The organism is Myxococcales bacterium (assembly GCA_016699535.1).
In the GTDB taxonomy this organism is placed as follows: domain Bacteria; phylum Myxococcota_A; class Polyangia; order Polyangiales.
Genome location: CP064980.1, coordinates 1,689,780 through 1,714,194, shown reverse-complemented (window position 1 = coordinate 1,714,194; position 24,415 = coordinate 1,689,780). Strand labels below are relative to the sequence as shown.

The following is a 24,415-nucleotide window of genomic DNA, read 5'->3' as shown; positions in this document are numbered from 1 at the left end:
GAAGACAAGTCTTTTTTCGAGGTTTTCGTAGATTCGAGCGCCCCCGCAGCGACGAGGAGGCACGTACACTGGTACTTGCCGACGAGTAGCGAGGAGGTAAGCCGAATATACGAAAACCTCGAAAAAAGTCCTTGCTGACACCCAGGACTGACCGGTTACACTAAAGCTTGCTACCTGCCGCTGCAGGGGTATCAAAGCTTGATTCAGAGCCGAAGCCACCGAACTCGCTTGAAATGGCGTCTTCTACCATAACATCCATGCGCTCATAAGCTCCCAGCCCCGTACCAGCAGGAATCAAACGACCCATGATAACGTTTTCCTTGAGACCCCGCAGGGCATCGATCTTACCGGAGACTGCTGCCTCTGTAAGAACCTTGGTTGTCTCCTGGAAGGATGAAGCGCTAATGAACGATTCGGTAGACAGAGACGCTTTGGTAATTCCTAAGAGGAGAGGCTCTGCCACAGCAGGCTTGCCACCCTTAGCAATCACGCGCTCGTTTTCTACTTCGAACACCGACTTTTCAACCTGTTCATCCGCCAAGAAATTGGTGTCTCCAACATCCTTGATTTTCACGCGACGCAACATCTGACGCACAATCGCTTCGATGTGCTTGTCGTTAATCGTAACGCCTTGCAGACGGTAAACCTGCTGAATCTCGTTAACAAGCCATGCCGCCAAAGCCTTTTCGCCTTGAACACGCAAGATGTCATGCGGACTGGCCGGGCCATCCATAAGAGGCTCGCCAGCTTGAACATGATCGCCTTCTTTGACCGTCAGATGCTTACCTTTAGCAATCAAATACTCCTCTGGGTCGCCGACCTCAGTAGTAATGATCACTTTACGCTTGCCCTTGGTGTCTTTACCAAAGCTCACCATTCCGTCAATGTCAGAAACGATAGCGTGATCTTTAGGTTTACGAGCTTCGAACAACTCAGCAACACGAGGCAAACCACCAGTAATATCCTTGGTCTTTGTCGTCTCACGAGGAATCTTGGCCACAATCTCACCGGCCTCGATTTGCTCACCTTCGCTAGGAATAAGGTTTGCTCCAACAGGCAAGAAATAACGCGCCAGAATATTTTCCTCTGAGTCGTCCTCTTCGGTTCCCGCACGTCGGATTACGATGCGTGGGCGGGCCGCGGCATCACGCGACTCGATCACCACACGACGCGAAAGCCCCGTTACTTCGTCAAGTTTTTCTTCCATGGTCACACCTTCAATGATGTCACCGTACTGGATGATACCAGCCTCTTCAGTCAAAATCGGAATCGCGTAAGGGTCCCACTCCGCCAGCAAGGTGCCTTTGGCAACTTTCTCGCCATCCTTGGCTTTGATAACAGCACCGTAGGTTAAGCGGTAACGCTCTCTTTCACGACCAGACTCGTCGACAACCTTAGCGATACCGTGTCGGTTCATGACCACAACGCTCTTGTCTTTCTTCTCAACAAGAGAAGCGTTCTCGAAGCGAACGATACCCTCAGAACGTGTTTCGATTGCCGATTGCTCAATCTTACCACGCGCCGCAGCACCACCAATGTGGAAGGTACGCATTGTAAGCTGCGTTCCAGGCTCGCCAATCGACTGAGCAGCGATAACACCACAAGCTTCACCGATGTTAACCGTGTAACCACGCGCAAGGTCACGACCGTAACACAACGCACAGATACCGCGACGTGACTGACAGGTAAGCACAGAACGAATCAAGACACGATCAATACCCGAGTCTTCAACACGCGTTACAGTCTCCTCGTCGATTTCCTGATTCGCCGCTACGATAACTTCATCGGTCATTGGATCGATAATGTCTTCAAGTGCAACACGACCCAAAATACGGTCACCAAGTGGTTGAACCACTTCGCCACCTTCTTCAAGAGCCTGCACCCAGATACCATCGATGGTCTGACAGTTGTATTCAGTCACCGAAGCGTCCTGTGCAACATCCACCAAACGACGTGTCAGATATCCAGAGTTCGCTGTCTTAAGAGCCGTATCGGCCAAACCTTTACGAGCACCGTGCGTCGAGATGAAGTACTGAAGCACAGTAAGACCCTCACGGAAGTTCGCCGTAATTGGGGTTTCGATGATTTCACCCGAAGGCTTTGCCATCAAACCACGCATACCCGCGAGCTGACGAATTTGCTGGTTCGAACCACGCGCACCAGAATCAGCCATCATAAAGATAGGATTGAAGGATGGCGTATCAGCCGTCTCGCCTGTCTTTGGATCGGTGATGGTCTCATGGCCAATACCATCGAGCAGGTCTCGCGCCACTTGGTCAGCAGCGTCAGCCCAAATATCGACGGTCTTGTTGTAGCGCTCACCATCCGTAATGAGACCCTCTTGATACTGTTCCACGACGGTCTCAACGTCTGTCTGCGCTGCCTTCAAAAGCTCGGCTTTGGACTCAGGAATCGCCATATCTTCCATGCAGATGGAGATACCTGCACGTGTAGACATCGTGAAACCAAGGGTTCGGAGTCTATCTGCAAGAAGCACTGTGGCTTTGTTGCGGCTCTGACGATAGCAATGGTCAATAAGCGCGCTTAGAGCCTTCTTATCGAGCACCTTGTTCACATGCTCGAAATCAACTTGCTCCGGCAAAATTTCGCTGACGAGTACACGACCTACAGTGGTTTCATAGAGCTGGCCACGCACATAAGACTTAATGCGAGCATGCAAATCGATCTCACCAGCATCGTACGCCATGCGCACTTCCTCTGCTGAGGCGTAAATACCACTGAAATCGCCTTCCTTCTCACTACCAGGCCTATACGAACCTCGCGCAAACGGTTTTTCGCGCGTCATGTAATAAAGGCCAAGAACGATATCCTGAGTTGGGTTAATGATGGGCTTACCGCTGGCAGGCGACAGAATGTTATTCGTGCTCATCATCAGCACGCGAGCCTCCATCTGCGCCTCGACTGACAATGGCACGTGAACAGCCATCTGATCACCATCGAAATCCGCGTTAAATGCCGCGCAAACGAGAGGGTGGAGCTGAATAGCTTTGCCTTCAATCAGTACAGGCTCAAAAGCTTGAATACCAAGCCTGTGCAAGGTAGGCGCACGGTTAAGCAGAACGGGATGTTCCGTGATTACCTCATCAAGGATATCCCAGACTTCAGGCTTTTCTTTTTCAACAAGCTTCTTGGCACTCTTGATGGTGGTGACATAACCACGCTCTTCGAGCTTGTTGTAAATGAACGGCTTAAAGAGTTCCAAAGCCATACGCTTAGGCAGACCACACTGATGCAAACGAAGTGCAGGACCTACAACGATAACCGAACGACCCGAGTAATCAACACGCTTACCAAGGAGATTCTGACGGAAACGACCCTGCTTGCCCTTAAGCATATCACTCAAGGACTTAAGTGGGCGCTTATTTGGACCAGTAATAGTCTTACCGCGACGACCGTTGTCAAAAAGCGCATCGACAGCTTCCTGAAGCATGCGTCGTTCGTTGCGGATAATGATCTCAGGAGCGTTAAGCTCAATCAAACGCTTCAAACGATTGTTACGGTTGATTACCCGACGATACAGATCGTTTAGATCGGAAGTCGCAAATCGGCCTCCATCCAATGGAACCAAGGGACGCAAATCCGGTGGCAGAACGGGAATCACCGAGAGCATCATCCACTCAGGACGGTTGCCTGAATCACGAAAAGACTCGATGACCTTTAGACGCTTGGCGATTTTCTTACGCTTGGTCTCGCTGGTGGTCTGGCGCATTTCAGAGCGCAAAATCTCAGCTTCCGAGTGCACGTCAATCACTTTGAGCAATTCTAAAATCGCATCACCACCCATGCCCGCTTCAAACGAGCCGGGACCGTACTCGTTCATGAGCTCCTGATAATGTTCCTCAGAAAGAATCTCGCCTTGTTTCAGAGGCGTATCCCCCGCATCCATGACGATATAGGACTCACAATAAAGAACACGCTCAAGCTCCTTAAGTGTGATGTCAAGCACCGCTCCGATACGCGAAGGAAGGCTTTTCAAGAACCAAATATGCGCAACTGGCGTCGCCAAGGTCACATGACCCAAACGCTTGCGACGTACTTTGCTTTGAATGACTTCAACGCCGCACTTTTCGCAAACGATGCCGCGGTGCTTCATGCGCTTGTATTTTCCGCAGTTACACTCGTAGTCTTTAACTGGACCAAAGATTTTTGCACAGAACAAGCCATCACGCTCAGGCTTGAAGGTTCTGTAGTTTATCGTTTCTGGCTTTTTCACTTCACCGTGTGACCACTCCCGGATTTTTTCCGGAGAGGCCAAGGAGATGCGAATCGCCGAAAAAGCAGTCGGGTCTTTGGGTTTCTCGAAAAAGCTAAAAATATCTTTCATGATTAACCTTCCCCGCCTGCGGCAGATTTATCCAAGCTTTGCATAGCTACACTTCGCTCCATCAATTCTACGTTGAGACACAATGCCTGAAGTTCTTTGACAAGCACGTTGAAGCTCTCGGGCACACCGGCATCCAAGGTATGCTCGCCTTTAACGATTGCTTCATACATGCGAGTTCGTCCCTGCACGTCATCCGATTTGACAGTCAAGAACTCCTGCAGCGCATAGGCTGCACCATAGGCTTCCATCGCCCAGACTTCCATTTCACCCAAGCGCTGACCACCAAACTGTGCTTTACCACCGAGCGGTTGCTGAGTAACCAACGAGTAAGGTCCAATGCTACGTGCATGAATCTTATCGTCGACAAGGTGATGAAGTTTGAGCATGTACATCACGCCAACCGTAACGTTTTTATCAAACGCTTCGCCGGTGCGACCATCAAAGAGAACACTTTGCCCGTTTGTGGCTACTCCAGCAAGAGCTAGTTTGTCACGGATTTCCTCTTCGGTAGTCCCATCGAATACAGGTGTGGCAAAATGGAAACCGCGTCGCAATTTCTCAGAGAGCCGCTCGACATCGTCATCGCCAAGTTCCTTGATCAACTCGTAAGTTGCGCCCTTCTTGAACACATTGAGCAAGTGTTTGCGAAGCTCTGAAGCAGACGGCTTCTGGCTCTCCAGCATGCGATCCAATTGCTTCCCTAACAAAAGGCCTGCCCATCCAAGATGAGTCTCTAGGATCTGACCGACGTTCATACGAGACGGCACACCGAGAGGGTTTAAAGACGATATCAACGGGAGTCCCATCCTCAAGGTAGGGCAAGTCCTCCTCGGGAAGAATACGGCTCACAACACCCTTGTTACCATGTCGACCTGCCATCTTATCGCCAACCTGAAGCTTGCGTTTGATAGCAATGTAGACCTTGACCATCTTGATCACGCCAGGAGGTAGCTCGTCACCACGTGAAAGCTTTTCAATTTTCTCCTGACAAATGCTCTCGATAGCAGCAATCTGCTCATCAAGTTGCGCCAGAATACGAACAACACGATCGTTGCTCTTATCAACTTCAAGATGACTCCAATACTTAAGCGGAACCTCGTCCAACACCTCTGCACTAAGCTTGGTGTCCTTCGCAACAAGTACATTGCCTTTGTCATCCACAAGCTTTGATGTGGTCGTGCCGCCCGATAGCAAGCGCTTTACGCGTGCTTTGGCAGAGGCACGGATAATGCTGATTTCATCCGCCATATCTTTTCAAGCTTCTGTCGTTCGAGCTCCTCAATGACCTTGGTGCGATCATCTTTTTCGGTACCCTTGCGAGAGAATACTCGTGCATTGATGACGATACCGCCAACACCAGGAGGCACACGCAGCGAGCTGTCACGCACGTCACCAGCTTTTTCACCAAAGATCGCGCGAAGCAGTTTCTCTTCGGGAGAAAGTTGTGTTTCACCCTTCGGAGTAACTTTTCCAACGAGCACATCGCCGGGCGCAACTTCTGCACCAATGCGAATAATACCTGCCTCATCAAGGTCCTTCAAGGCTTCTTCACCCACGTTTGGTATGTCGCGTGTTATTTCTTCCTTACCGAGCTTAGTATCACGCGCTACACATTCAAACTCTTCGATATGAACCGAAGTGTATACGTCGTCTTTTTGCACGCGCTCAGAAATAAGAATCGAGTCCTCGAAGTTGTATCCACCCCAAGGCATGAAAGCGACCACAACGTTTTGGCCCAAGGCCAGTTCGCCCATATCACAAGCCGGCCCATCAGCGAGAACATCACCTGTTTTGACGCGGTCCCCAGGACGCACCACAGGCTTTTGATTGTAACAAGTGTTCTGATTTGAACGCTGAAACTTTCTCAGACGATAGATGTCTGGAAACTCACCGCCCTCACCTTCAACACGCACCACAATACGGCCTGCATCCGCAGACTCAACAATGCCATCGCGTTTAGCGACTGCACATACCCCAGAATCACGAGCTACCCGCGTTTCAAGGCCAGTTCCAACAATCGGAGCATGCGTATCAATGAGCGGCACCGCCTGGCGTTGCATGTTTGAGCCCATAAGTGCGCGGTTCGCATCGTCGTGCTCCAAGAAAGGAATCATCGATGCAGCCACCGACACAAGCTGGTTTGGAGACACGTCCATCAGGGTGATTTGATCTGGCGGAACCATCACAAAGTCGCCATTGTTTCGTGCGCTCACAAGGTTGTTGGTCAACTTGCTTGTTTTGGGATCCACAGGAGCATTAGCCTGCGCGATAAAATGCCCCTCTTCTTCAAGTGCACTAAACCAACGCACTTCTTCACTGACTCGTCCCTCGCTCACTGTGCGATAGGGTGTTTCAACGAAACCATACTCGTTCACGCGAGCGTAAGTTGAAAGCGATGCAATCAAACCAATGTTTGGACCTTCCGGAGTTTCAACCGGGCAGATACGACCATAGTGAGTGGTGTGCACGTCACGAACTTCGAAACCTGCACGCTCACGCGTAAGACCACCTGGTCCGAGTGCCGAAAGACGACGCTTGTGCGTCACTTCGGAAAGCGGGTTGGTTTGATCCATGAACTGAGAGAGCTGGCTTGAACCAAAGTACTCTTTGACCACAGCACTCACAGGTTTTGCATTGATCAAATCATGCGGCATAAGCGTCTCAAGTTCTTGAGACATGCTCATGCGCTCTTTGATGGCACGCTCCATGCGAACCAAACCAATACGGTATTGGTTCTCCATGCGTTCGCCAACGGCACGTACACGACGATTGCCGAGATGATCGATGTCATCAACGATGCCACGGCCATTCTTCAAATCAATCAAATGCCGAACAGTGTTAAGAATATCTTGCTTGGTAAGCACACCTTGATCAAGCGAAGGCTTCTCTTCACCATCCTTATAGAACTTATAGTTGAGCTTCAAGCGGCCAACCTTCGATAGGTCATAGCGGTCTGGATTGAAGAACAAGTTTTGAAAGAGATTGCGAGCTGTCTCAAGCGCGGGTGGATCACCTGGGCGCAAACGCTTATAAATCTCCAAGATTGCATCATCTTGAGTACCAATCTTATCAACGTTCAAGGTGTCACGAAGATAGCTTCCGACGTTTAGGCCATCGATAAACAAAACTTTAAAGGTTGGGACCTTAGCTTTACGAATTGCTTCGTACTTTTCTTCGGTTACTTCATCGTTGACGCCAAGAATCACTTCTCCGGTGCTTGGATCAATTACGTCTTCGGCACTGACTTTACCCAACAGCTCCGAGGCATCCATCGGCAAACGATCGATCTTCGCATCACGAAGCTTACGAATCGCAGCACGTGTGAACTTGCGATTCTTGCGAACCACAACTTCCCCTTCGACTTTAATGTCTCGGGTTGAACGTTGACCAGAAAGCAAATCAAATTCGATTGACTTAGAAGCTTTCTTCGAACTTTCAACATAGATGGTCTCTGTATCGTAGAAGAAGTCCAAAAGCTCTTGCACCGAGTAGCCAAGTGCCTTTAGCAATACAGTCGCCGGAATCTTGCGACGTCGGTCAATACGAACATGGATGATATCTTTGGGATCAAATTCGAAATCAAGCCATGAACCACGGTATGGGATCACACGAGCCTGATAAAGAAACTTACCCGAAGAGTGGGTTTTGCCTTTATCGTGATCGAAAAACACGCCTGGACTACGATGCAACTGACTCACGATAACACGCTCGGTACCGTTCACAATGAAGGTACCGTTATCGGTCATCAAAGGAATCTCACCAAAGTAGACTTCCTGCTCTTTGATGTCCCTTACAGGTCGATCTGCGGCATCCCCAGCCGAGGTATCATAGAGCACCAATTGGATAGTGACTTTGATAGGCGCAGCAAAGGTCATGCCTCGTTGCCGACATTCGTCCACGTCGTATTTTGGTCGCTCAAGCGTATAGCCCGCAAAGACCAACTCACTGGTGCCGTTAAAGTCCCGAATTGGGAAAACGCTCTTAAACACACCCTGAAGCCCAGTATCTTCACGTTCCTCGTGAGGCACGTTCAATTGAAGGAATTTCTCATACGAGCGCTTTTGAATCGCAATGAGATTTGGGATGTCAATTATTTTGGAGATTTTCCCAAAGCTATGACGTGTACGAAAATTCGTTTGTATTACTGACCCCATTAACTAGGCTCCTTATTTATACCGGCTCGGTCCCTGCGTTTCTGCAGTTAGTAATTCAAGCGGTTTTTCGGACCAAGAAAAACCGCCGTTAAAGCCGCAAGAAAACCCGCGGCCACGGCAACTCGCTACCGACGACTTAAGCTTCGAGGACGCGAAGCCGCGAAAATCACTTAACAGTGACTTTCGCGCCAGCTTCTTCGAGTTTCTTTTTGATGTCTTCGGCTTCGTCCTTAGATACGCCTTCCTTGATCATCTTGGGCGCGCCCTCGACAAGGTTTTTAGCATCTGCAAGGCCTAAGCTTGTGATTTCGCGAACTGCCTTAATGACATTGATTTTCTTGTCACCGGCAGCGCTAAGCTCCACTGAGAACTCGGTCTGTTCTTCAACTGCTTCAGCGGCACCAGCAGCAACAGCTCCAGCCACAGCAACAGGTGCAGCGCTCACGCCCCACTTTTCTTCCAAAGCTTTAACCAAGCCTGCAACTTCCATGATGGTCCAGTTGCTGAGCTCATCAACCATCTGATCTTGTGTCATGTTTGCCATCTCTTCTATCCCCACTTCTTTATTATGCTGATTCCCTACCTACACACCTCGCGCGGCCCTAGGGCTCGCTCGACATTTACATAGCTCGCGTAGCCCTAGGGCCCACTCGACAATGAACGCTCACGAGCACTAAGCACATGAGCAAAGTTTTGACCCGCAGCATTGAGCTGCCGGACAAGATCGCTTGCTGCGGCTTGCAAGGTTGCAAGCAACTGAGCACGAATTTCATCCTTGCCAGGAAGATTCGCTAGCTCCCCTTCAACGCGCTTAGCGCTGAGGAAGCTACTATCCATTACCCCGCCCTTGACGTTCAAGGTATCCTTTTCAAGGCCTTTTTTGAAGGCCTTGAGAACCTTTGCTGCCGCGGAAGGATCCTCATAGGCCCACGCAAGCGCTGTGGGTCCCTTGAGCTGAGCTTTGAAATCGTCAAGCGCATCAAGAGCAGTCCCCTCAATGGCTTTTTCAATCAAAGTGTTCTTAACGACTGCGTAGTCAACGCCCGCTTCACGAAATTTATTTCGCAAATCAGTCACTGTCTCAACGTCCGTACCTTTGAAATCAAGCAGCACGGCTGAACTTGCTTTTTCAAATCGCGAACGAATGCTGTTTAACTGCGCCTCTTTTGTTGCTTGCGATGTTGCCATCTTAGGCCTCCGCTTCAATGGTTGCAGGGTCAATCTTGATGCCAGGGCCCATCGTCGAGCTGAGCGTAATACTACGTACGTAGTTGCCCTTGGCTGCTGCGGGTTTAGCTTTCAGGAGCGCTCCCATGAGAGCTTTCACATTCTCTAACAAGTGAGCTTCATCAAAGGACTTTTTTCCAACAGGAGCATGAACGATGCCGGCCTTCTCGACGCGAAACTCAATCTTGCCAGCCTTCGCTTCTCTGACTGCCTTAGCCACATCCATGGTTACCGTGCCCACTTTAGGGTTCGGCATAAGACCGCGCGGACCGAGCACTTTACCCAAGCGGCCTACGCCACCCATCATATCCGGTGTTGCAACAACGGTGTCAAAGTCCAAAAAGCCTTCACTAACTTTGGCAACGAGGTCATCACTGCCCACGATGTCAGCGCCAGCATCTTCGGCTTCTTTAACTTTTTCGCCTTTAGCGAAAACAGCTACACGGACGGTTTTGCCTGTTCCATGAGGAAGGACGATAGCGCCACGCACCATTTGGTCTGCATGTTTTGGATCCACGCCCAAACGCACGGCAATATCAACACTTTCATCAAAGCGTGCAAACGACGCTTCTTTAACCAAGCTGCAAGCTTGATTGAGATTGTACTGGGCATCCCGGTCGACTTTTCCGGCGACCTGCTGCCTTCGCTTACCTTTTTGCATCTTCTCTCCCTAACGACGGCATCGAAACAACACCGCCTCCCACCTCAAGGTGGTCAAAACTAATCAATGACATCCACTCCCATGGAACGCGCAGTTCCAGCGATGGTTTCAGCAGCTGCCTCGATTGAGGCCGCATTCATATCCTGAAATTTAATCTCTGCAATCTTTTTTAACTGCTCACGGGTAATTTTCCCTACTTTGTCCTTGTGAGGCCGTGCTGAGCCAGAGCCGGGTTTTTTACCAAGACTTAGACCAATTTCCCGCTTAATAAGGACAGGAGCCGGGGGTGTTTTCGTAATGAAGGAAAACGATCTGTCCGAGTAAACCGTGATAACCACAGGAATAATCAGGTCGCCGTCCTTTTGAGTCTTAGCATTGAACTCCTTACAGAAGCCCATGATATTGACACCATGCTGACCCAAAGCAGGACCCACCGGAGGCGATGGATTCGCTTTACCCGCTGGAAGTTGTAGTTTGATTTGACCAATTACCTTCTTCATTGCCTTACACCGTCTTTTCTACTTGGCCGTAGTCGAGTTCCACAGGCGTCGCCCGCCCAAAAATAGATAACAACACACGAACTTTCTGCTTGTCGGTGTTTACTTCCCTCGATAGAGCCCGTAAAGTTTGCAAACGCACCATCAACCACACGCACATGGTCACCCTGCTCAAAAACGACGCGTGGCTTGGGCTTAGCCTGTCCATCCACGATCTGCTGAGCAATTGTATTGATCTCACTCATCGGCACGGGCGCAGGATGTCGACCACCCACAAAACCACTGACCTTAGGAGTATCCTTAACAAGATACCACGTCTTTTCATTTAAGTTCATCTGAACGAAAATGTAACCAGGATAAAAAGTACGAGCACTGAGCTTTTTGTTTCCACCACGGTTGTCTTGAACATTTTCTTTAGGAATTAAAATCTGACCAAAGTCCGCTTCCATCTCAACTTGTCGGATACGCTCCTCAAGCGAGGCGCGAACTTTTGTCTCGTAACCAGAATAGGCCTGAACGACATACCATTTCATACCGGGCTTGGCTTCAGCCAAACTCTCTGGAACAGAGGATGCAGCGGTACTGTTTTCGCTCTGCGTTGCAGACTCCGAATCGACTGATGTTGCTGCAGCGGGTTCCGCTACCGGTTTTATGCTTTCTTCAACCAAGTGGAATACTCCCTGTATAGATAAAGTCGGTAAGCGCCGACCACGCAGCATCCATGAGCCCCAACAAAACAGCTGCAACGATGGAAGTGATGACAACAACCAACGACGCATAGCGGGTTTCCTTGCGTGTTGGCCAAGTCACACGAGCAAGTTCTTGGGCGACGTCATCGGAAAGCCCCTTTACCTTTTGATTGCGATAAAGAAGGAAGGCACCCACCATACCAACAACTGCCGCGATTCCTGAAATAAGTTTTTGATCGGGTTCAGCAAAATAAGCCCAAACCGTATTCACGAAGTTATCAACAAACCAAAACATTCCGATCGCAAAGACTAGGAACGCAAATTGCACGTAGCGCTCCAGGCCCATGGTTCGTGTGCCCACCGCTTCTACAGATTCGTTGCTGTTACTTTCGTCGTTCATAGTATTTTCGATACGTCAATTACTTGATTTAGGATCTGGGGCTGCCTTTTACTTCACAAATTGCCGGTGTGCCACCCCCTGACGCAATTTGCTTGAAACCAGCAGGCCAGGAGGGATTCGAACCCCCAACCCGCGGATTTGGAATCCGCTGCTCTACCAGTTCGAGCTACTGGCCTAAATATGCCAAAAGTCCGTACTGCGACTTGATGGCATGTGAATTTATTAACTATTTTCGTCTATTTAGACTCCTTATGCACCGTGTGTTTACCACAGGAGGGGCAAAACTTCTTGAGACTCAGGAATTCTGTTTCTCCCTGCTTTATCGCTTTGGTGCTTCGATAATTCCGCGCCCCACACTCGCTGCACACCAAAGCAATTTTCACTCGCGTTTTCAATGACTTAACTTCACACACCAACGATTCTTCCCCAATTTTGGAAAAAATCGTTGCTTTCTATGTTTACTCCAAAATCTTAGTCACAACACCGGCACCGACGGTGCGGCCACCTTCACGAATCGCAAAGCGCTGCTTGTCTTCAAGCGCCACCACGGTAATCAACTCCACGTTGATCTTTACGTTGTCGCCGGGCATCACCATCTTCACATCATCTGCCAAGGTGATCGTTCCGGTCACATCCGTTGTGCGCATATAGAACTGCGGACGGTAGTTCGTAAAGAACGGCTTGTGCCTTCCGCCTTCTTCCTTCTTTAGAACGTACACTTCACCTTCAAATTCGTGTGTCTTTAGCGTTCCGGGATGCGCTAGCACCTGACCGCGCTCCACCTGGTCTTTTTCAATACCACGTAGCAAACAGCCCACGTTATCTCCTGCTTGTCCCTGATCAAGCAGCTTGCGGAACATCTCTACGCCAGTGACCACCGTCTTTTGGGGTCCGTGAAGCCCAAAATCTCCACTTCCTCGCCGACTTTGATCACTCCACGCTCCACACGTCCGGTCACCACCGTGCCGCGGCCCTTGATGCTAAACACGTCTTCGATCGCCATCAAGAATGGCTTGTCGATGTCGCGCTTTGGCTCGGGGATCCACTCATCCACTGCCTTCATCAAGTTCAAAATCGACTCAACACCCTCTGGCTTGCCTTGAAGTGCTCCGAGCGCACTGCCAGGAACCACTGGGATGTTGTCGCCATCAAACTCGTACTTGCTCAGAAGGTCGCGAACTTCCATCTCCACAAGCTCAAGCAAATCTTTGTCATCCACCGTATCCACTTTGTTCAAGAACACCACGATCTGCGGCACACCCACCTGACGCGCCAAAAGCACGTGCTCTTTGGTCTGCGGCATCGGGCCATCGGCAGCACTCACCACCAGAATCGCGCCATCCATCTGCGCGGCTCCCGTGATCATGTTTTTGATGTAATCGGCGTGTCCGGGACAGTCCACGTGTGCGTAGTGGCGGTTGTCCGTCTCGTACTCCACATGGCTCACTGCAATCGTGACAATCTTACTGTCGTCACGCACCGTGCCGCCCTTGGCAATGTCAGCATAGGAAATCGCAGAGCCGCCAAACTTCTCGCTCAGCACCTTGGTAATGGCTGCGGTGGTCGTTGTTTTTCCATGGTCAATGTGACCAATCGTGCCAACGTTCAAGTGGGGTTTCGATCTTTGAAATTTCTCTTTCGACATGGCCAATATCCTCTTTGTCTAGTCACACCACAGTTTTAAGCAGCGTGAGCACTCACTTCACATACAATCTCTCGCAGCGCCAGCGCTGGCTTGATATTTTTCACGGAGCCCAGGATGAGGATTGAACTCACGACCTCCTCCTTACCAAGGAGGTGCTCTACCACTGAGCTACCTGGGCACAATACATCTAGCTTTTGTTGCTTGCTAGGACGTCGCCCGAGCTTTTTCTGGCTTCGGCTTACCTCCTCGCTCCTCGTCGGCAAGTACCGATCATGTACGTGCCTCCTCGTCGCTGTGGGGGCGCTCGAACCCAGAAAAGCTCGGACGACGATTTAACTGCTACTTTTTCATGTTCCCTTTTTTGGCCGCCGGGTGTGGGGCGCTCGAACCCGGAAAAACCTCGTGCGAAGAATTTCCTTCTCACTTTGCGTGACTGCTTTGAGCTAGCAGAGTTACCAACCAACTTATTTGGCGCATCCGAAGAGCTCACCATGAATTGGGTGGGAAAATGGAGCGGGAGACCGGGCTCGAACCGGCGACATTCAGTTTGGAAAACTGAGGCTCTACCAACTGAGCTACTCCCGCATACTACCGATACTACTCTTCTATCCAGCTCAACATGCTTTTTCCAAAAGCGTCGCATAGCTTGGGAGGTGCAAGCGAGAGAGCCTCGGTTTCGAGGAGCCCGCGCAGCGCACTCATGTGCGTGAGCAGGCACCGCAGAAAGCGAGGTTCTCTCGCGCCGCGCATCGCAAGCTATGCGACACTTTTGGTGGAGGGTAGTGGACTTGAACCACTGTAGGCATAAGCCGGCAGATTTACAGTCTGCTCCCTTTGACCGCTCGGGCAACCCTCCGCAAAACTGGCCAGATGGCCCAGCTTTCGGCTTACGTCCTCGCGGGAAATCCTCACATACAGCACGTATGCTCCGGTTCCCCGCTGTGGGCGCGCTCGAAATCTGACCCATCTGGCCAGTTTTGCCATTAACATCTTTTAATTTAATTTTCGACCAAGCCAGCAACGGCTTACGTCCTCGCGGAGAATCCTCACATACAGGATGTATGCTCCGGTTCCCTCTCTGGGACTCGAAACCTAGATCATGAAAACACAAACGCATCGTTTGACTAACAAATCTTTCCACGAGGCTTCCGTGGGTTCGAGTGCCCCCACAGGACCGAGGAGGATGGTACTGCTGTACCTGACGACGAGGTCCGAGGAGGTAAGCCGAAGCCACGGAAGCCTCGCGGAAAGTCCTCGCAAACAAAACGTCGTCTGCATGCGGGGTGGAGCTGGCGATGGGACTCGAACCCGCAACCCCCTGCTTACAAAGCAGGTGCTCTACCAATTGAGCTACGCCAGCACGAGGAGCCTTGCTCGTTCTGAAATGACTCCACTGCTCGTCCAAATCTACAGTCACGGACGCACCTCACCATACGGCCCAAAAAGAAGAGTGCGCTGTGTACTCTTTGCACACTTCTATGTCAAGAGATGACCTCAGTTAAAAACGCCTCTTTAGAGGCACAATGGCCCAAGGATACTGGATCGGCAGCAACGAGCAAGGCATCCTTGCCGCGAAATGGCGAAACCAAGCACGCTTTGCATCTAAGGACAGTAACGACAATCTTCACAGCGGTAGATCGCCGACCAAAGATTCCTCCCTCCTTGAATCTAAATGTCCAAAGAACCATCCTCCCTAAAACGAAAAATTCAAATTGTCATAAAAATCCCATAAAAATTGCCAAAAGTGTCTTCTTTTTACCAAAAACACGCCAAAACTGGCAAACCAAGTCTCTTTTTCACAATTCATAAAATGCTATCCCGATGACTTCTGCGCTCCAATCGATAGCTGCCGCGTCCTCACCAGCAGCTTCGATGCCTAGCGTAAGCCCTCCGTCTCTATTAACCACCATTTCGGAAAACAGCAGCGACCGTCAAATTGCATATACTTGATCTTTTTTGCTCATCATTCGAAGAACAAGAAGCACACAAAACACCTTTCGCCATAAACGAATGATCCAGCAGGACAAAAAGCAACCTTATCGCTTTTGCGTCAATGAAAATCACTAAACAACATATCTCGACCTGGCTACAAAACAACCGCTGGGCATTCACGGTTGGACTTATCGTCCTGTGCCTCTCCTATTTGATTCTTGAAAGTGTTTATATTTTACACTTGCCGCTCATTGTCGATGAATATGGGGGCTTCGCTCAAGTCGAAAAGCTCCGCTCCGAACTGCCCTATCGCGATCATCGTCCTTATAAAACCGTCCTTGGTTATTATGTACAACTCTTACCCACTTTATTTGTGCAGCCCATGTGGAGCAAACTGCTAAGCATTAAGTTCTTCACCGCTGGCCTTGTTTCACTACTGTTTTTAGTTACGGGGCAACTGCTTCGCAAAATCTATTCAAGTGGAGCTCTGCTGCTCGCGATGGCGTTGCTTTTTTCGATGAGTACTTTTTTAGAACGCTCAGCAGAACTCCGCGTTGACATGCTAACGAGTCTATGTGGCCTTCTAAGTTTGGTTTTTCTACTGCGAGGACAGTCGCAATGGAGTGGTCTGCTCGCCGGGCTGTCGTTCTTAGTTTCGCAAAAGGGCGTGTACTTTATTTTCGCCGGAGGACTTGCTCTCTCAAGCCTTGTGCTCCTTAGCCATCCGCGCCGCAATGCTCTGAAACAACTTCTTGGTTATGCTTTGCTTTTGTGCGGCACTATCGCCACTTACTTCCTGTTTTGGACCATCGTTGCATCCTTTGATGCTGTGACAAACACGGTATTCGGTTCAGGCGTAAAGAAGATAGCCACACAAGTCTTGTATAATCTCGATGACCTTAGGATGTACTGGTTCCAGTCCTTGCTGCGAAACCCACTCTTCTACCTGCTCGCCCTATTTAGTTTGGGGCATCTTTTTTGGGAACGAAACAACGAAAGCCATGTGCATAAAAACCTCAAACTTGTCATCTACGGCTCCACGATGCTGGCTTTTTGTCTTTGGCACCGTCAGCCCTGGCCTTATTTTATCGTTATACTTCTGCCAACATTTTTTGTGCTGATTGTTGATTTGTTCGACGCTGAGATAAAAAGAGCAAAACACACAAGCTATCTTGGCCTGGCGATTCTGCTCTGCTTCGGAATCATCTTCCCACTGCAACGCAGCAAAGCGGTACTTGCTCAGGATAGTGGCTATCAAAAACAAAACATTGAACTTGCGACGGCGATTCTGCGGCCTGAGGACAGCTACATGGCTCTTGCACCTCTCTTCCCTCATCATCAGCATCGCCCACGTAGCCTGAGATGGATGGACTACCCACGCAGCGTGCAAACGGCAAACCTTCCGCCTGAAGAAAAAAAAGAACTTGTTCGCGAGCTTAAAAACGACCCTCCCAAACTGCTCGTGCAAAACTACCGCTTTCGGGGGCTGCCACCTGGCATTCGACGCTATGTACAAAAACACTATGTGCATTTGCATGCTTCAGTCTTTGTGTTTCAGCTTTCTATCCCTAAACAGACATCCAATTTCGAATTACCTTTTGACGGTCGCTACACCATCTTGGGCAGCCCCGGAGCCATTGAACTGGATGGAAAGGTCCAGCACGGAAAAAGCACTTTGTTTCTCAAAAAAGGTGTGCACTCGCTTACGCCTTTAAAGCGAAGTATTCATTTGCGTTTCACGCCGCAAGGCATCGATCCTCTGATTAATCCCAGATATAAAGACAACATCGAATTCTTCCCAGACCTCTACCGCTATTGATCGCGCTTGGATGATTGTGCGCTACAATAAACGTCGGTAAGCCAGCAAAGCCGATGCGGTTAAAAGAGCGCCGAGAGTAAGTAGTACGATAAGCCAAATGGCTTTTATTACTTGGGGAGGGAAAAGCTCGGCTCTTGTTTCTTCATTGCGAAGACTTAGCGGTTGGCCGACAAAAGCAAGAAGGTTTTTATAAGCCATCAAAAACAAAAAGGGATACACTTCAAAGAAAACGCGAAGCTCCGCCCACACACCACTTTAAAGTAGCCTACCATGAGAGGCAGCGTCATAAGGGAGGCGCTGCGAAAAAGACGCGGCTGATCCTTGAAACCGTAGAACACGGCAATCGCAACTGCAACCAATGCGACTTGCGCTGAATAATCAAACCAAAAGGCTGCGTTCCACAGCAAAAACAAGTTGCTCTGCAGATAACCACGAAGGTAGTTGTCAAACTGGCTGGACTCCGTCCCTGGGTCAAACAACGTCCATAAGCCCACTCGGAGAGCTGCATACATGCAAGCTTGGCCAAGCAGGTGTTTGAACCAAGTTTTTCGTGGCAGATCGCCATAGGTATAGGCCGCAAACGCAAGACTAATCACCACAGCCGTTTCTTTATTAATAAAAGCAAAGCTCAATGCGACATAAAAAAGAAGCCACTTTTTCTGTGCGAAGAGCAACACCGCCAAAGGCACAAGCGCAAGGACAAAGGGATCGTAGAAAAAGTGGCCGCCTTGCCTAAACAAATAACTCATGAAGAGCAAAGCCATGGGCGCTACCAGATTGGCTTTCCAACCACGAGACACAAAAACATGCTGAAAAATTTTCTTAACAACAAACAAAAAAGAAAAGAAACACAGCCATGTGACCCCTGCAAAGATCAGAAAGTCTAAAAGAAGATGCGGAGGGGTACAGCTGCGCTTGGCGAACTTCTTCAAAGAGGGAAACTTGCGCTCCAAGGACCGAGCAATATTCGTCCGGATTTCTTTATCCAATAGTTCATGGCTGCCTTTCATGAGCATGGGATAAAGAGCTCGCAAAGCATAGGGACGCCGCGTGGTGTTTTGGTCAACGGAGACAAAGTGCACGCCATCTTTTGCGCAATTATGTAAATGCATGTCGCGCAGAAGCCACAAAGAACATACAAAGGTGCACACGCCAAAGTAGAAAACAAGCCACGCAAAGCCGTACCAAGTGTTAATATCTAACAAGCGTTGTCTAAGCATCGATCGAAAAGAGAAACTTTCTTGTCTAATCCGCTAATCGTGGGAGATTGAAACTCTGCAGCTGAGCAAAAGGCTATCATTAGAGGTCTGGGATTGCCAAATCCGTTGCCTCCCCACAACTCCGAATTCACGACATAGCTTAAATGCCCAGGTTACACCATGGCGAGCGAAGTAAAACTAGAGCTCTGCTTTACGCACAGACCAAACAAAACCATCGTACCAAAAATGCATGAGCGATACAGTTAGAGTGATACTCCAAAGCATAGTGTAGTCCGTATTGAGCGCTTGAACCCAATAGCCATATGCTCCGGTACACAACAAGAATAGAATCAAAGCAGCTGGTTTTGCATAAGAGCTCTTCTTCAAACCGAAAACAGAAACGATGCTACGCTTTTCCAAGGCCCAAACAATGCCAAAGTATTGCACCGCATGAAATATGTTCATGATAAAAAAGGACTCGCCCCAACTATTAAAGCCCCAAGTATAAATACTGACGACACCTGTGCTGCTCAACAGGTAAATTTTGATCCAAGAAATCGTGTGCCCTAGCTTAGCAAGTCGCCAATAGGCATAAATGTAGTAAACAACAAAGGCGCTTCCACCAACAACGACCGCCCAAGTAAAGTATGCATGATGGCTTTGCATCCATGGGGGAATACTTAAGAAGAAAATATCACCGACGTCTTTGTACTCATTAAAATCACCGAAGTGATCCATCATGGAAACACCCGCCAATATTGGCCCGGCATAAAGCAATTGATTAATCCAAAAATCCAAACGTCGACCTTCAAGAGGATGATTTCCGGCCTTGCTATCGTAAATTCTAGCGAAGCCAAAAGTCTGAGCACCCGAATGATAAACGTCCCAAAAGGTTGCTACTACCGATCCCGTAACCAGTAGCCACGGGGAAAGATTCATAAGGCCCCAAACACAAAGTGGGACAAGTAAAAACCGTAGGCGATGCTGCTGGAAAATGTATTTATTGGCATGCGAGCGAAAAAAAACCGCTACAAGATGAGCATGAATAATGATGCCTAAGAACAACCCGGCTCCCGTATATTTCTGATCCCAAAACAGAAAATGCTCTTTGGTGAAAGTCGAGCCTGAAATAAAGATGCCAGCAAGAAGCGCAAGCACGGGTGGTGAAAGAAACAACAACCAATCATACCAAAACGAAACCATGTAGCCGCGTGAGTTCAGGTTTAGTTTGGGCAAAGCGCTGTGCAAGGTCGGTGTTGTGCTCGAATCAGGCAAAGTTAGCTGCGAATCCATGGCTGCGGGAATGGAACTACGAAATGCCGTCACGATTGATTTAGCGTAATAGAGATCCAAAGTTGAGGTAAAGCAAGTGCTGCAAAAAAGGGCGGATGTATCACTACATCTGCTTATCTTATCCCAGTTGCTTCGACAGTGTGCTCCGATCCTTCAACACCATAAAAGAGCGTGCCATCTTCCGGAAGCCATTCCTCGTACGCTTTGACACGGATTCTCTCAAGTTCAGCTCGCGTTCGTTTTGTCCACGCACTCCGCGTACCGGTGCGTTCCACGATGCGAAGCGTGAGCTCCCAATAGCGAATCGCATGGCGTACCAAAGGCTGAAGCAAAGCTTTGAGTTCGTCGTGATAAGTGCCCTCATCCGTTTTGCTCACATCACTGGGAAGAGGCGCTGACATGAGATCCTGCCAAAGCGCTTCGTACATTCCGCCAATATGATAACCGGCAGCCACAGCCCAATGCGGCACAGCCCAGCGTATGCACTTAAAATATTCTTTTTGTGCATCCAAAAGCAAGTTCACTCTTTTTTTGAAACTCTGACGTTGCTCGTCCCTATTTTGTTTCCCAAAAGCAACAGACTCCGCTCGAGTGCGCAATACCTCAGCCAAGATAAAATTAGCCGCAGCGACAAAATACCGATCGCCAAATTCTGAATGAAGATCAATTGACTCGTAGTATTGCAGGGTTTGTCTAGCCTGATGTTCCGCGCTCGCAAAACGCCCGAGTGCAAACAACGCCTGCGCCCGAGAGGCCATAACTTCTGCACGATCTGCGATGCTAAGCGTTTCATCTTCCAAAAGCTTTTCCGTTCGCTCAAGGGCTTTTTCATTTCGTTTAAGCCTTATCTCGAGGGCCAGCAATCGAAGGGAAGCATGTTTGACATCATCGGACGTAGGAGCACGTTCAAGAAGCAATGAAAAGCGCGTGGCGGCTGCCGCAAAGTTATTGGATTGCTCTAAACAAAGACCCGCATTGTACAAAGCGGGGGAAACATATCCACTGGACAAAAAAGTGTTCACTAATTGATCGTAGTAATGAACAGCAAGCTCACATTGACCTCGTCGCAGAAAACTGTTTCCCTTTCGAAATAACTGCTCGGCATCATAACTATGCAAGCTATAGCCTCCTCCGGGGTTTCTCATCGTAACGATGTGGACTTCATGCCCGGATCTCGTCGCACTATCGCGTGTGGCCGGATCGCCACCGCACGAGAGCGTGCACATGAGAATAAGGCAAAGCCAGCTGGCCTTATGAGCAATCGATACAAGCATCATCTCTAAAATACCTGGCTTTAGGGTATTTCGCACCCTTTCCTCCTTGTTGTAGGCTCGGACTCCCATGCGCACCTTCATTATTTGTGTTCTTGTCATGCTTAGCGCCTGTGTTGCTTCTTCCCGAAGCAAGCCAGATGACTTTTTAAAAACCAAGATAAAAGCGGCTCAAGGGAGTGGACTGAGCATCGCTTCAGTCCCCGGAAGCCATCCCGAACTCTTCAAAGTAAGTTTGTGGATCAATGCCGGATTTCGAGACGCGATGCCCGGTCCAGTTGCCGCAGCAGCTGCCCAGATCGCGGCCACACGCGTAGGCGACTATGCAGAAGCCTACACCTACCCCGATGCTATCGAGATTCACGCAACCTGCCCTCGCTTGCTCTGGAAAAGTTGCACACGGCAACTTTTGGCCTCTTTTAACACGCGTGAAGCCAGCGACTACGAACTGAGTCAAGCGCAAAAAAAGCTTAAAAACAACGACAATCCGGAATTGGGCAATCTGGATTGGACTGTTTTGCTAAAGCTTCTAGGAAAACAGGGAGCTCGTTTCTTTCCCAATACTCAAAACTTCTCGGTAAAGGCAAATCGCTCCACCATCGCAGCTTTTATGCAGCAACAATTCGCGCCAAACCGTGCGCTCATTCTTGCCGAGGGCGTGCCAGACTTTTCTGCTTTTGAGGACTTCGTGGTTGGAAATACATCCCACCTCGCCCAAGCAAAAAGCGCAGCGACGCGGGATCTTAGCTTAGACGATGTTTTCATCCTCAAACTTGTTCACCCTGTTTGGGGAGAGCTGGCTGCATCAACCGATGAATTTAATTCAACACCGTTTGTCTCCGCCGGCATTGAAGTGCGAGGAGGTGTTCTGCTGACCCTGCAAAGCCAATCGACTGACGCCAATAACTTCGCGGAGCGCTTGGGGTTTGCCTTGGCTCAAGTTCAACAACAACATAACGAAGAGACAAACTGGAAAGATCGTTTTTTCTCAGCGACGGATACGATGACAGCAGTCGGGTTACACTGGGCCGCAGCTCCTTACAGCAAAAGCGATTTCTCAAAACTTTCCCTTGCTCTACGTGTTCCGATCAAATGCAATGCAGAAGAAGTCGACCTTCATCTAAAACGAGGCATTGCCGCAGCACGATTGAATACTTCTGCCCAAAGCACCGATTTTGGCAAAGAGGCAATCCTTGAAAACGGGGCGCGTGTTTTGTGGGAAAAGCATGCCCCTTCCGGCCGGATTGAGTTCGAATGGGCGGTTGCTAGCGGAGCCGCTTTTGATCCACCGCTTCGCCATGGACGCGCTGCGCTTATGAGTCTATCAACTTCGCTTAGCTGCGGGGGACTTCCAGAAGCTGTCTTCAAGAGCATGCTGCTAGAAAACGATATTATCCTCCGACCTTGGGTCGATGCAAATGCATGGGGCTTGTACCTGAATGCGCCTGAAGAAAAATGGCACGAGGCGCTCCGCCTGCTACTGCACTGCATACGCATGCCCTCTTTCAATCAAACCACCTTGCACCAAGCCAAGTACCTCCTCCGGCACGAGATCAGCAATCAAGGACCCGCCGCGGATTTCTTTATCGCTGTGGCTCAGCAACTTGCGCCGAGCACTCCCGGAGCTATTTTTCCGCAGGGATCAGAGCAAGGCATCTCCATGTTTTCTCTTTCCGAATTTCGCGATGCCTGGTTGGAGCATGTTGTTGGAAACAACATTCAATTTCACATGCGCGGCGAACTGCCAATCGATACAGTATTTGAAATGGTGGGTAAAGCACTGGCAAGATTCCCAGAGGGGAAAAAGAGTGACCTGCCACCCGAAGGGTCCAATCAAAGGAAAGCAACACCGGAGCAGCCCGAACAAAAGCAGCCTAACCGCTGGCTTGTTTTGTGGACCAAGCCGTCAACCGACTCTAACTCCAAAAAGCGCTGCGGTAGCTTTTATGCACGCAATGGCGCAAGGCATTCGCAAACAACGTGGTTACGAAACAAAGTTTTCCTTTGTCGAAGAATGGAATTCCGCCATTTGGGTAGGACTGCAAATCGAAACCAGCTTCGATGAGCAAGCAGATCCGGTCGAAGAATTTCGAAATGTGGCGAAAACCCTCCGTTCACAGGGCCGCTTTAGGGGCTATGCAGCCAGAGTTTTGCAGAATGCTGGGATGTGGCCGGACTACGAAAGTCCACTCGCGCGCTTTTTTACACTTGCAAAACAACTGCCTGAACAAGATCCTTCAACCATCGAAGCTCAAGTTGAAGCTTTCTCCGAAGTAAAGCCTTCGGTAAGCCCATTTTAGGGTGCCTTGGCCGTCGGTACAAAGTTAGTCTGTTATTGACAGCTTGTGCTACGCTTTCTATCTCTTCCGGTGGCAAAGGCTTTTACCGAGGCCAAGCTCCGTACCGTGACTTAACACAGAGAGTACATCGACTATGAAAATCCTCGTTCCAATTAAACGTGTGACCGACCCCGACAATGCAAATAAAGCAAAAGTATCTGCTGACGGCAAATCGATTAACACCGATGGCATGGAGTACAAAATTAATCCTTACGACGAATACGCACTAGAAGCAGCTCTTCGTCTCAATGAAAACGCACAAAGCAACGAAAAGCTTGGAGAGACAATCATCGTTTCTGTCGGGCCCGCTGAAAGCACACAAACCTTACGCCAAGCCTTGGCCATGGGAGCCGATCGAGCCGTGCTTGTTAAAGCAAATGACACGGACCTTGATTCTTTTAGTGTGGCCCAAATTCTAGCCAAGATTGTCGAAAAGGAGCAGCCTGATTTAGTACTCATGGGCAAGCTTGCGGTCGATAGCGATGCTAACGTCTGCGGGCAAATGCTCGCAGAACTTCTTGGATGGCCGATGGCAACGCAAGCGCAGGACCTTGAAAGCTTGGATGGAGGCAAAAGTTTCATCGTTGGACGAGAAGTGGATATGGGTGAAATGCGAATCAAAATTCAAACGCCGGCGGTGATTACCTCAGCGGACCGCATTCTTGCACCACAAGCAGTCCGCAACGGTGTAACGCCAGCGGATCATGCCTATCCTGAAGCCGAAGGTGGTCGATATGCCTCGCTTAAAGGAATCATGGCAGCAAAGAAAAAACCTATAGACGAACTCGAGCTCAGTAGCCTGGGCATCACGCCAAGCCTAAAAATTAAACATATAAGCTTCAGTCTCCCAGCAGCACGATCCGGACAAACAACCTTTGTTGAAAACGCGAGTGACCTTGTCAATAAGCTTCGCTCTGAATCCAAAGTTATCTAAAGGAGATTGA

The 24,415-nt window shown here is 49.5% G+C and carries 14 protein-coding genes, 5 tRNA genes and 3 pseudogenes; 4 read left to right on the top strand and 18 right to left on the bottom strand.

Annotated elements, in window-relative coordinates; all coding sequences use genetic code 11:
• Positions 1–160: 160 nt before the first annotated feature.
• The 15 genes and pseudogenes from rpoC to IPJ88_08105 all read right to left on the bottom strand — a co-directional run bounded on the left by rpoC (position 161) and on the right by IPJ88_08105 (position 14,978).
• Positions 161–4,345 (bottom strand): DNA-directed RNA polymerase subunit beta', encoded by a 4,185-nt coding sequence (gene rpoC, locus IPJ88_08175; GenBank protein ID QQR91671.1) that lies wholly within the window; start codon positions 4,343–4,345, stop codon positions 161–163.
• A 2-nt stretch (positions 4,346–4,347) separates the two neighbouring features.
• Positions 4,348–8,499, bottom strand: a pseudogene (gene rpoB / locus IPJ88_08170) (DNA-directed RNA polymerase subunit beta).
• 166 nt (positions 8,500–8,665) lie between these two features.
• On the bottom strand, positions 8,666–9,043 hold the full coding sequence (gene rplL / locus IPJ88_08165) for a 50S ribosomal protein L7/L12 (GenBank protein ID QQR91670.1): 378 nt from the start codon (positions 9,041–9,043) through the stop codon (positions 8,666–8,668).
• A gap of 95 nt (positions 9,044–9,138) precedes the next feature.
• The gene (locus IPJ88_08160) at positions 9,139–9,687 is read right to left on the bottom strand and encodes a 50S ribosomal protein L10 (protein ID QQR91669.1); all 549 of its coding nucleotides are present in this window, start codon (positions 9,685–9,687) and stop codon (positions 9,139–9,141) included.
• Position 9,688: 1 nt separating this feature from the next.
• A complete protein-coding gene (locus tag IPJ88_08155; GenBank protein ID QQR91668.1) occupies positions 9,689–10,387 on the bottom strand; it encodes a 50S ribosomal protein L1 in 699 nt (232 codons plus the stop codon).
• Between the two features lie 59 nt (positions 10,388–10,446).
• Positions 10,447–10,887, bottom strand: coding sequence for a 50S ribosomal protein L11 (gene rplK / locus IPJ88_08150; protein ID QQR91667.1), 441 nt, complete (start codon positions 10,885–10,887; stop codon positions 10,447–10,449).
• A 4-nt stretch (positions 10,888–10,891) separates the two neighbouring features.
• A pseudogene (gene nusG / locus IPJ88_08145) lies at positions 10,892–11,417 on the bottom strand (transcription termination/antitermination protein NusG).
• Between the two features lie 127 nt (positions 11,418–11,544).
• Positions 11,545–11,973 (bottom strand): preprotein translocase subunit SecE, encoded by a 429-nt coding sequence (gene secE / locus IPJ88_08140; protein QQR91666.1) that lies wholly within the window; start codon positions 11,971–11,973, stop codon positions 11,545–11,547.
• Between the two features lie 102 nt (positions 11,974–12,075).
• Positions 12,076–12,149 (bottom strand) — tRNA-Trp (locus IPJ88_08135).
• A gap of 60 nt (positions 12,150–12,209) precedes the next feature.
• Positions 12,210–12,368: a 50S ribosomal protein L33 gene (gene rpmG / locus IPJ88_08130; GenBank protein ID QQR91665.1), complete on the bottom strand. Its 159-nt coding sequence runs from the start codon at positions 12,366–12,368 to the stop codon at positions 12,210–12,212.
• Between the two features lie 63 nt (positions 12,369–12,431).
• Positions 12,432–13,618, bottom strand: a pseudogene (gene tuf / locus IPJ88_08125) (elongation factor Tu).
• A gap of 106 nt (positions 13,619–13,724) precedes the next feature.
• A tRNA-Thr gene (locus IPJ88_08120) sits at positions 13,725–13,796 on the bottom strand.
• A gap of 331 nt (positions 13,797–14,127) precedes the next feature.
• A tRNA-Gly gene (locus tag IPJ88_08115) sits at positions 14,128–14,203 on the bottom strand.
• A gap of 185 nt (positions 14,204–14,388) precedes the next feature.
• Positions 14,389–14,474 (bottom strand) — tRNA-Tyr (locus IPJ88_08110).
• Positions 14,475–14,902: 428 nt separating this feature from the next.
• Positions 14,903–14,978, bottom strand: a tRNA-Thr gene (locus tag IPJ88_08105).
• Between the two features lie 693 nt (positions 14,979–15,671).
• On the opposite strand from IPJ88_08105, the gene IPJ88_08100 reads away from it, so the two are divergent.
• The gene (locus IPJ88_08100) at positions 15,672–17,369 is read left to right on the top strand and encodes a hypothetical protein (GenBank protein QQR91664.1); all 1,698 of its coding nucleotides are present in this window, start codon (positions 15,672–15,674) and stop codon (positions 17,367–17,369) included.
• Positions 17,370–17,566: 197 nt separating this feature from the next.
• Here IPJ88_08100 and IPJ88_08095 read toward each other — a convergent pair whose 3' ends face one another.
• The 3 genes from IPJ88_08095 to IPJ88_08085 form a co-directional block, all read right to left on the bottom strand.
• Positions 17,567–18,589: a hypothetical protein gene (locus IPJ88_08095; GenBank protein QQR91663.1), complete on the bottom strand. Its 1,023-nt coding sequence runs from the start codon at positions 18,587–18,589 to the stop codon at positions 17,567–17,569.
• 177 nt (positions 18,590–18,766) lie between these two features.
• Positions 18,767–19,771 (bottom strand): hypothetical protein, encoded by a 1,005-nt coding sequence (locus IPJ88_08090; GenBank protein QQR91996.1) that lies wholly within the window; start codon positions 19,769–19,771, stop codon positions 18,767–18,769.
• A gap of 203 nt (positions 19,772–19,974) precedes the next feature.
• A complete protein-coding gene (locus tag IPJ88_08085; GenBank protein ID QQR91662.1) occupies positions 19,975–21,171 on the bottom strand; it encodes a hypothetical protein in 1,197 nt (398 codons plus the stop codon).
• Between the two features lie 31 nt (positions 21,172–21,202).
• On the opposite strand from IPJ88_08085, the gene IPJ88_08080 reads away from it, so the two are divergent.
• The 3 genes from IPJ88_08080 to IPJ88_08070 all read left to right on the top strand — a co-directional run bounded on the left by IPJ88_08080 (position 21,203) and on the right by IPJ88_08070 (position 24,405).
• A complete protein-coding gene (locus tag IPJ88_08080) occupies positions 21,203–23,197 on the top strand; it encodes a hypothetical protein (GenBank protein QQR91661.1) in 1,995 nt (664 codons plus the stop codon).
• A 31-nt stretch (positions 23,198–23,228) separates the two neighbouring features.
• Complete coding sequence (locus tag IPJ88_08075) at positions 23,229–23,432, top strand: hypothetical protein (GenBank protein QQR91660.1); 204 nt, start codon at positions 23,229–23,231, stop codon at positions 23,430–23,432.
• 133 nt (positions 23,433–23,565) lie between these two features.
• Positions 23,566–24,405, top strand: a complete 840-nt coding sequence (locus IPJ88_08070; GenBank protein ID QQR91659.1) for an electron transfer flavoprotein subunit beta/FixA family protein — start codon at positions 23,566–23,568, stop codon at positions 24,403–24,405.
• The last annotated feature ends 10 nt before the right edge of the window (positions 24,406–24,415 follow it).

What these genes read in the sequence shown, in the direction of transcription:
- IPJ88_08090 (QQR91996.1), bottom strand. Translation starts at nt 19,771, where the DNA reads ATGGTTTCGTTTTGGTATGATTGGTTGTTGTTTCTTTCACCACCCGTG.
- rplK (QQR91667.1), bottom strand. Translation starts at nt 10,887, where the DNA reads ATGAAGAAGGTAATTGGTCAAATCAAACTACAACTTCCAGCGGGTAAA.
- IPJ88_08100 (QQR91664.1), top strand. Translation starts at nt 15,672, where the DNA reads ATGAAAATCACTAAACAACATATCTCGACCTGGCTACAAAACAACCGC.
- IPJ88_08155 (QQR91668.1), bottom strand. Translation starts at nt 10,387, where the DNA reads ATGCAAAAAGGTAAGCGAAGGCAGCAGGTCGCCGGAAAAGTCGACCGG.
- IPJ88_08080 (QQR91661.1), top strand. Translation starts at nt 21,203, where the DNA reads ATGCGCACCTTCATTATTTGTGTTCTTGTCATGCTTAGCGCCTGTGTT.
- IPJ88_08160 (QQR91669.1), bottom strand. Translation starts at nt 9,687, where the DNA reads ATGGCAACATCGCAAGCAACAAAAGAGGCGCAGTTAAACAGCATTCGT.
- IPJ88_08095 (QQR91663.1), bottom strand. Translation starts at nt 18,589, where the DNA reads ATGCTTAGACAACGCTTGTTAGATATTAACACTTGGTACGGCTTTGCG.
- secE (QQR91666.1), bottom strand. Translation starts at nt 11,973, where the DNA reads ATGAACGACGAAAGTAACAGCAACGAATCTGTAGAAGCGGTGGGCACA.
- rplL (QQR91670.1), bottom strand. Translation starts at nt 9,043, where the DNA reads ATGGCAAACATGACACAAGATCAGATGGTTGATGAGCTCAGCAACTGG.
- IPJ88_08070 (QQR91659.1), top strand. Translation starts at nt 23,566, where the DNA reads ATGAAAATCCTCGTTCCAATTAAACGTGTGACCGACCCCGACAATGCA.
- rpoC (QQR91671.1), bottom strand. Translation starts at nt 4,345, where the DNA reads ATGAAAGATATTTTTAGCTTTTTCGAGAAACCCAAAGACCCGACTGCT.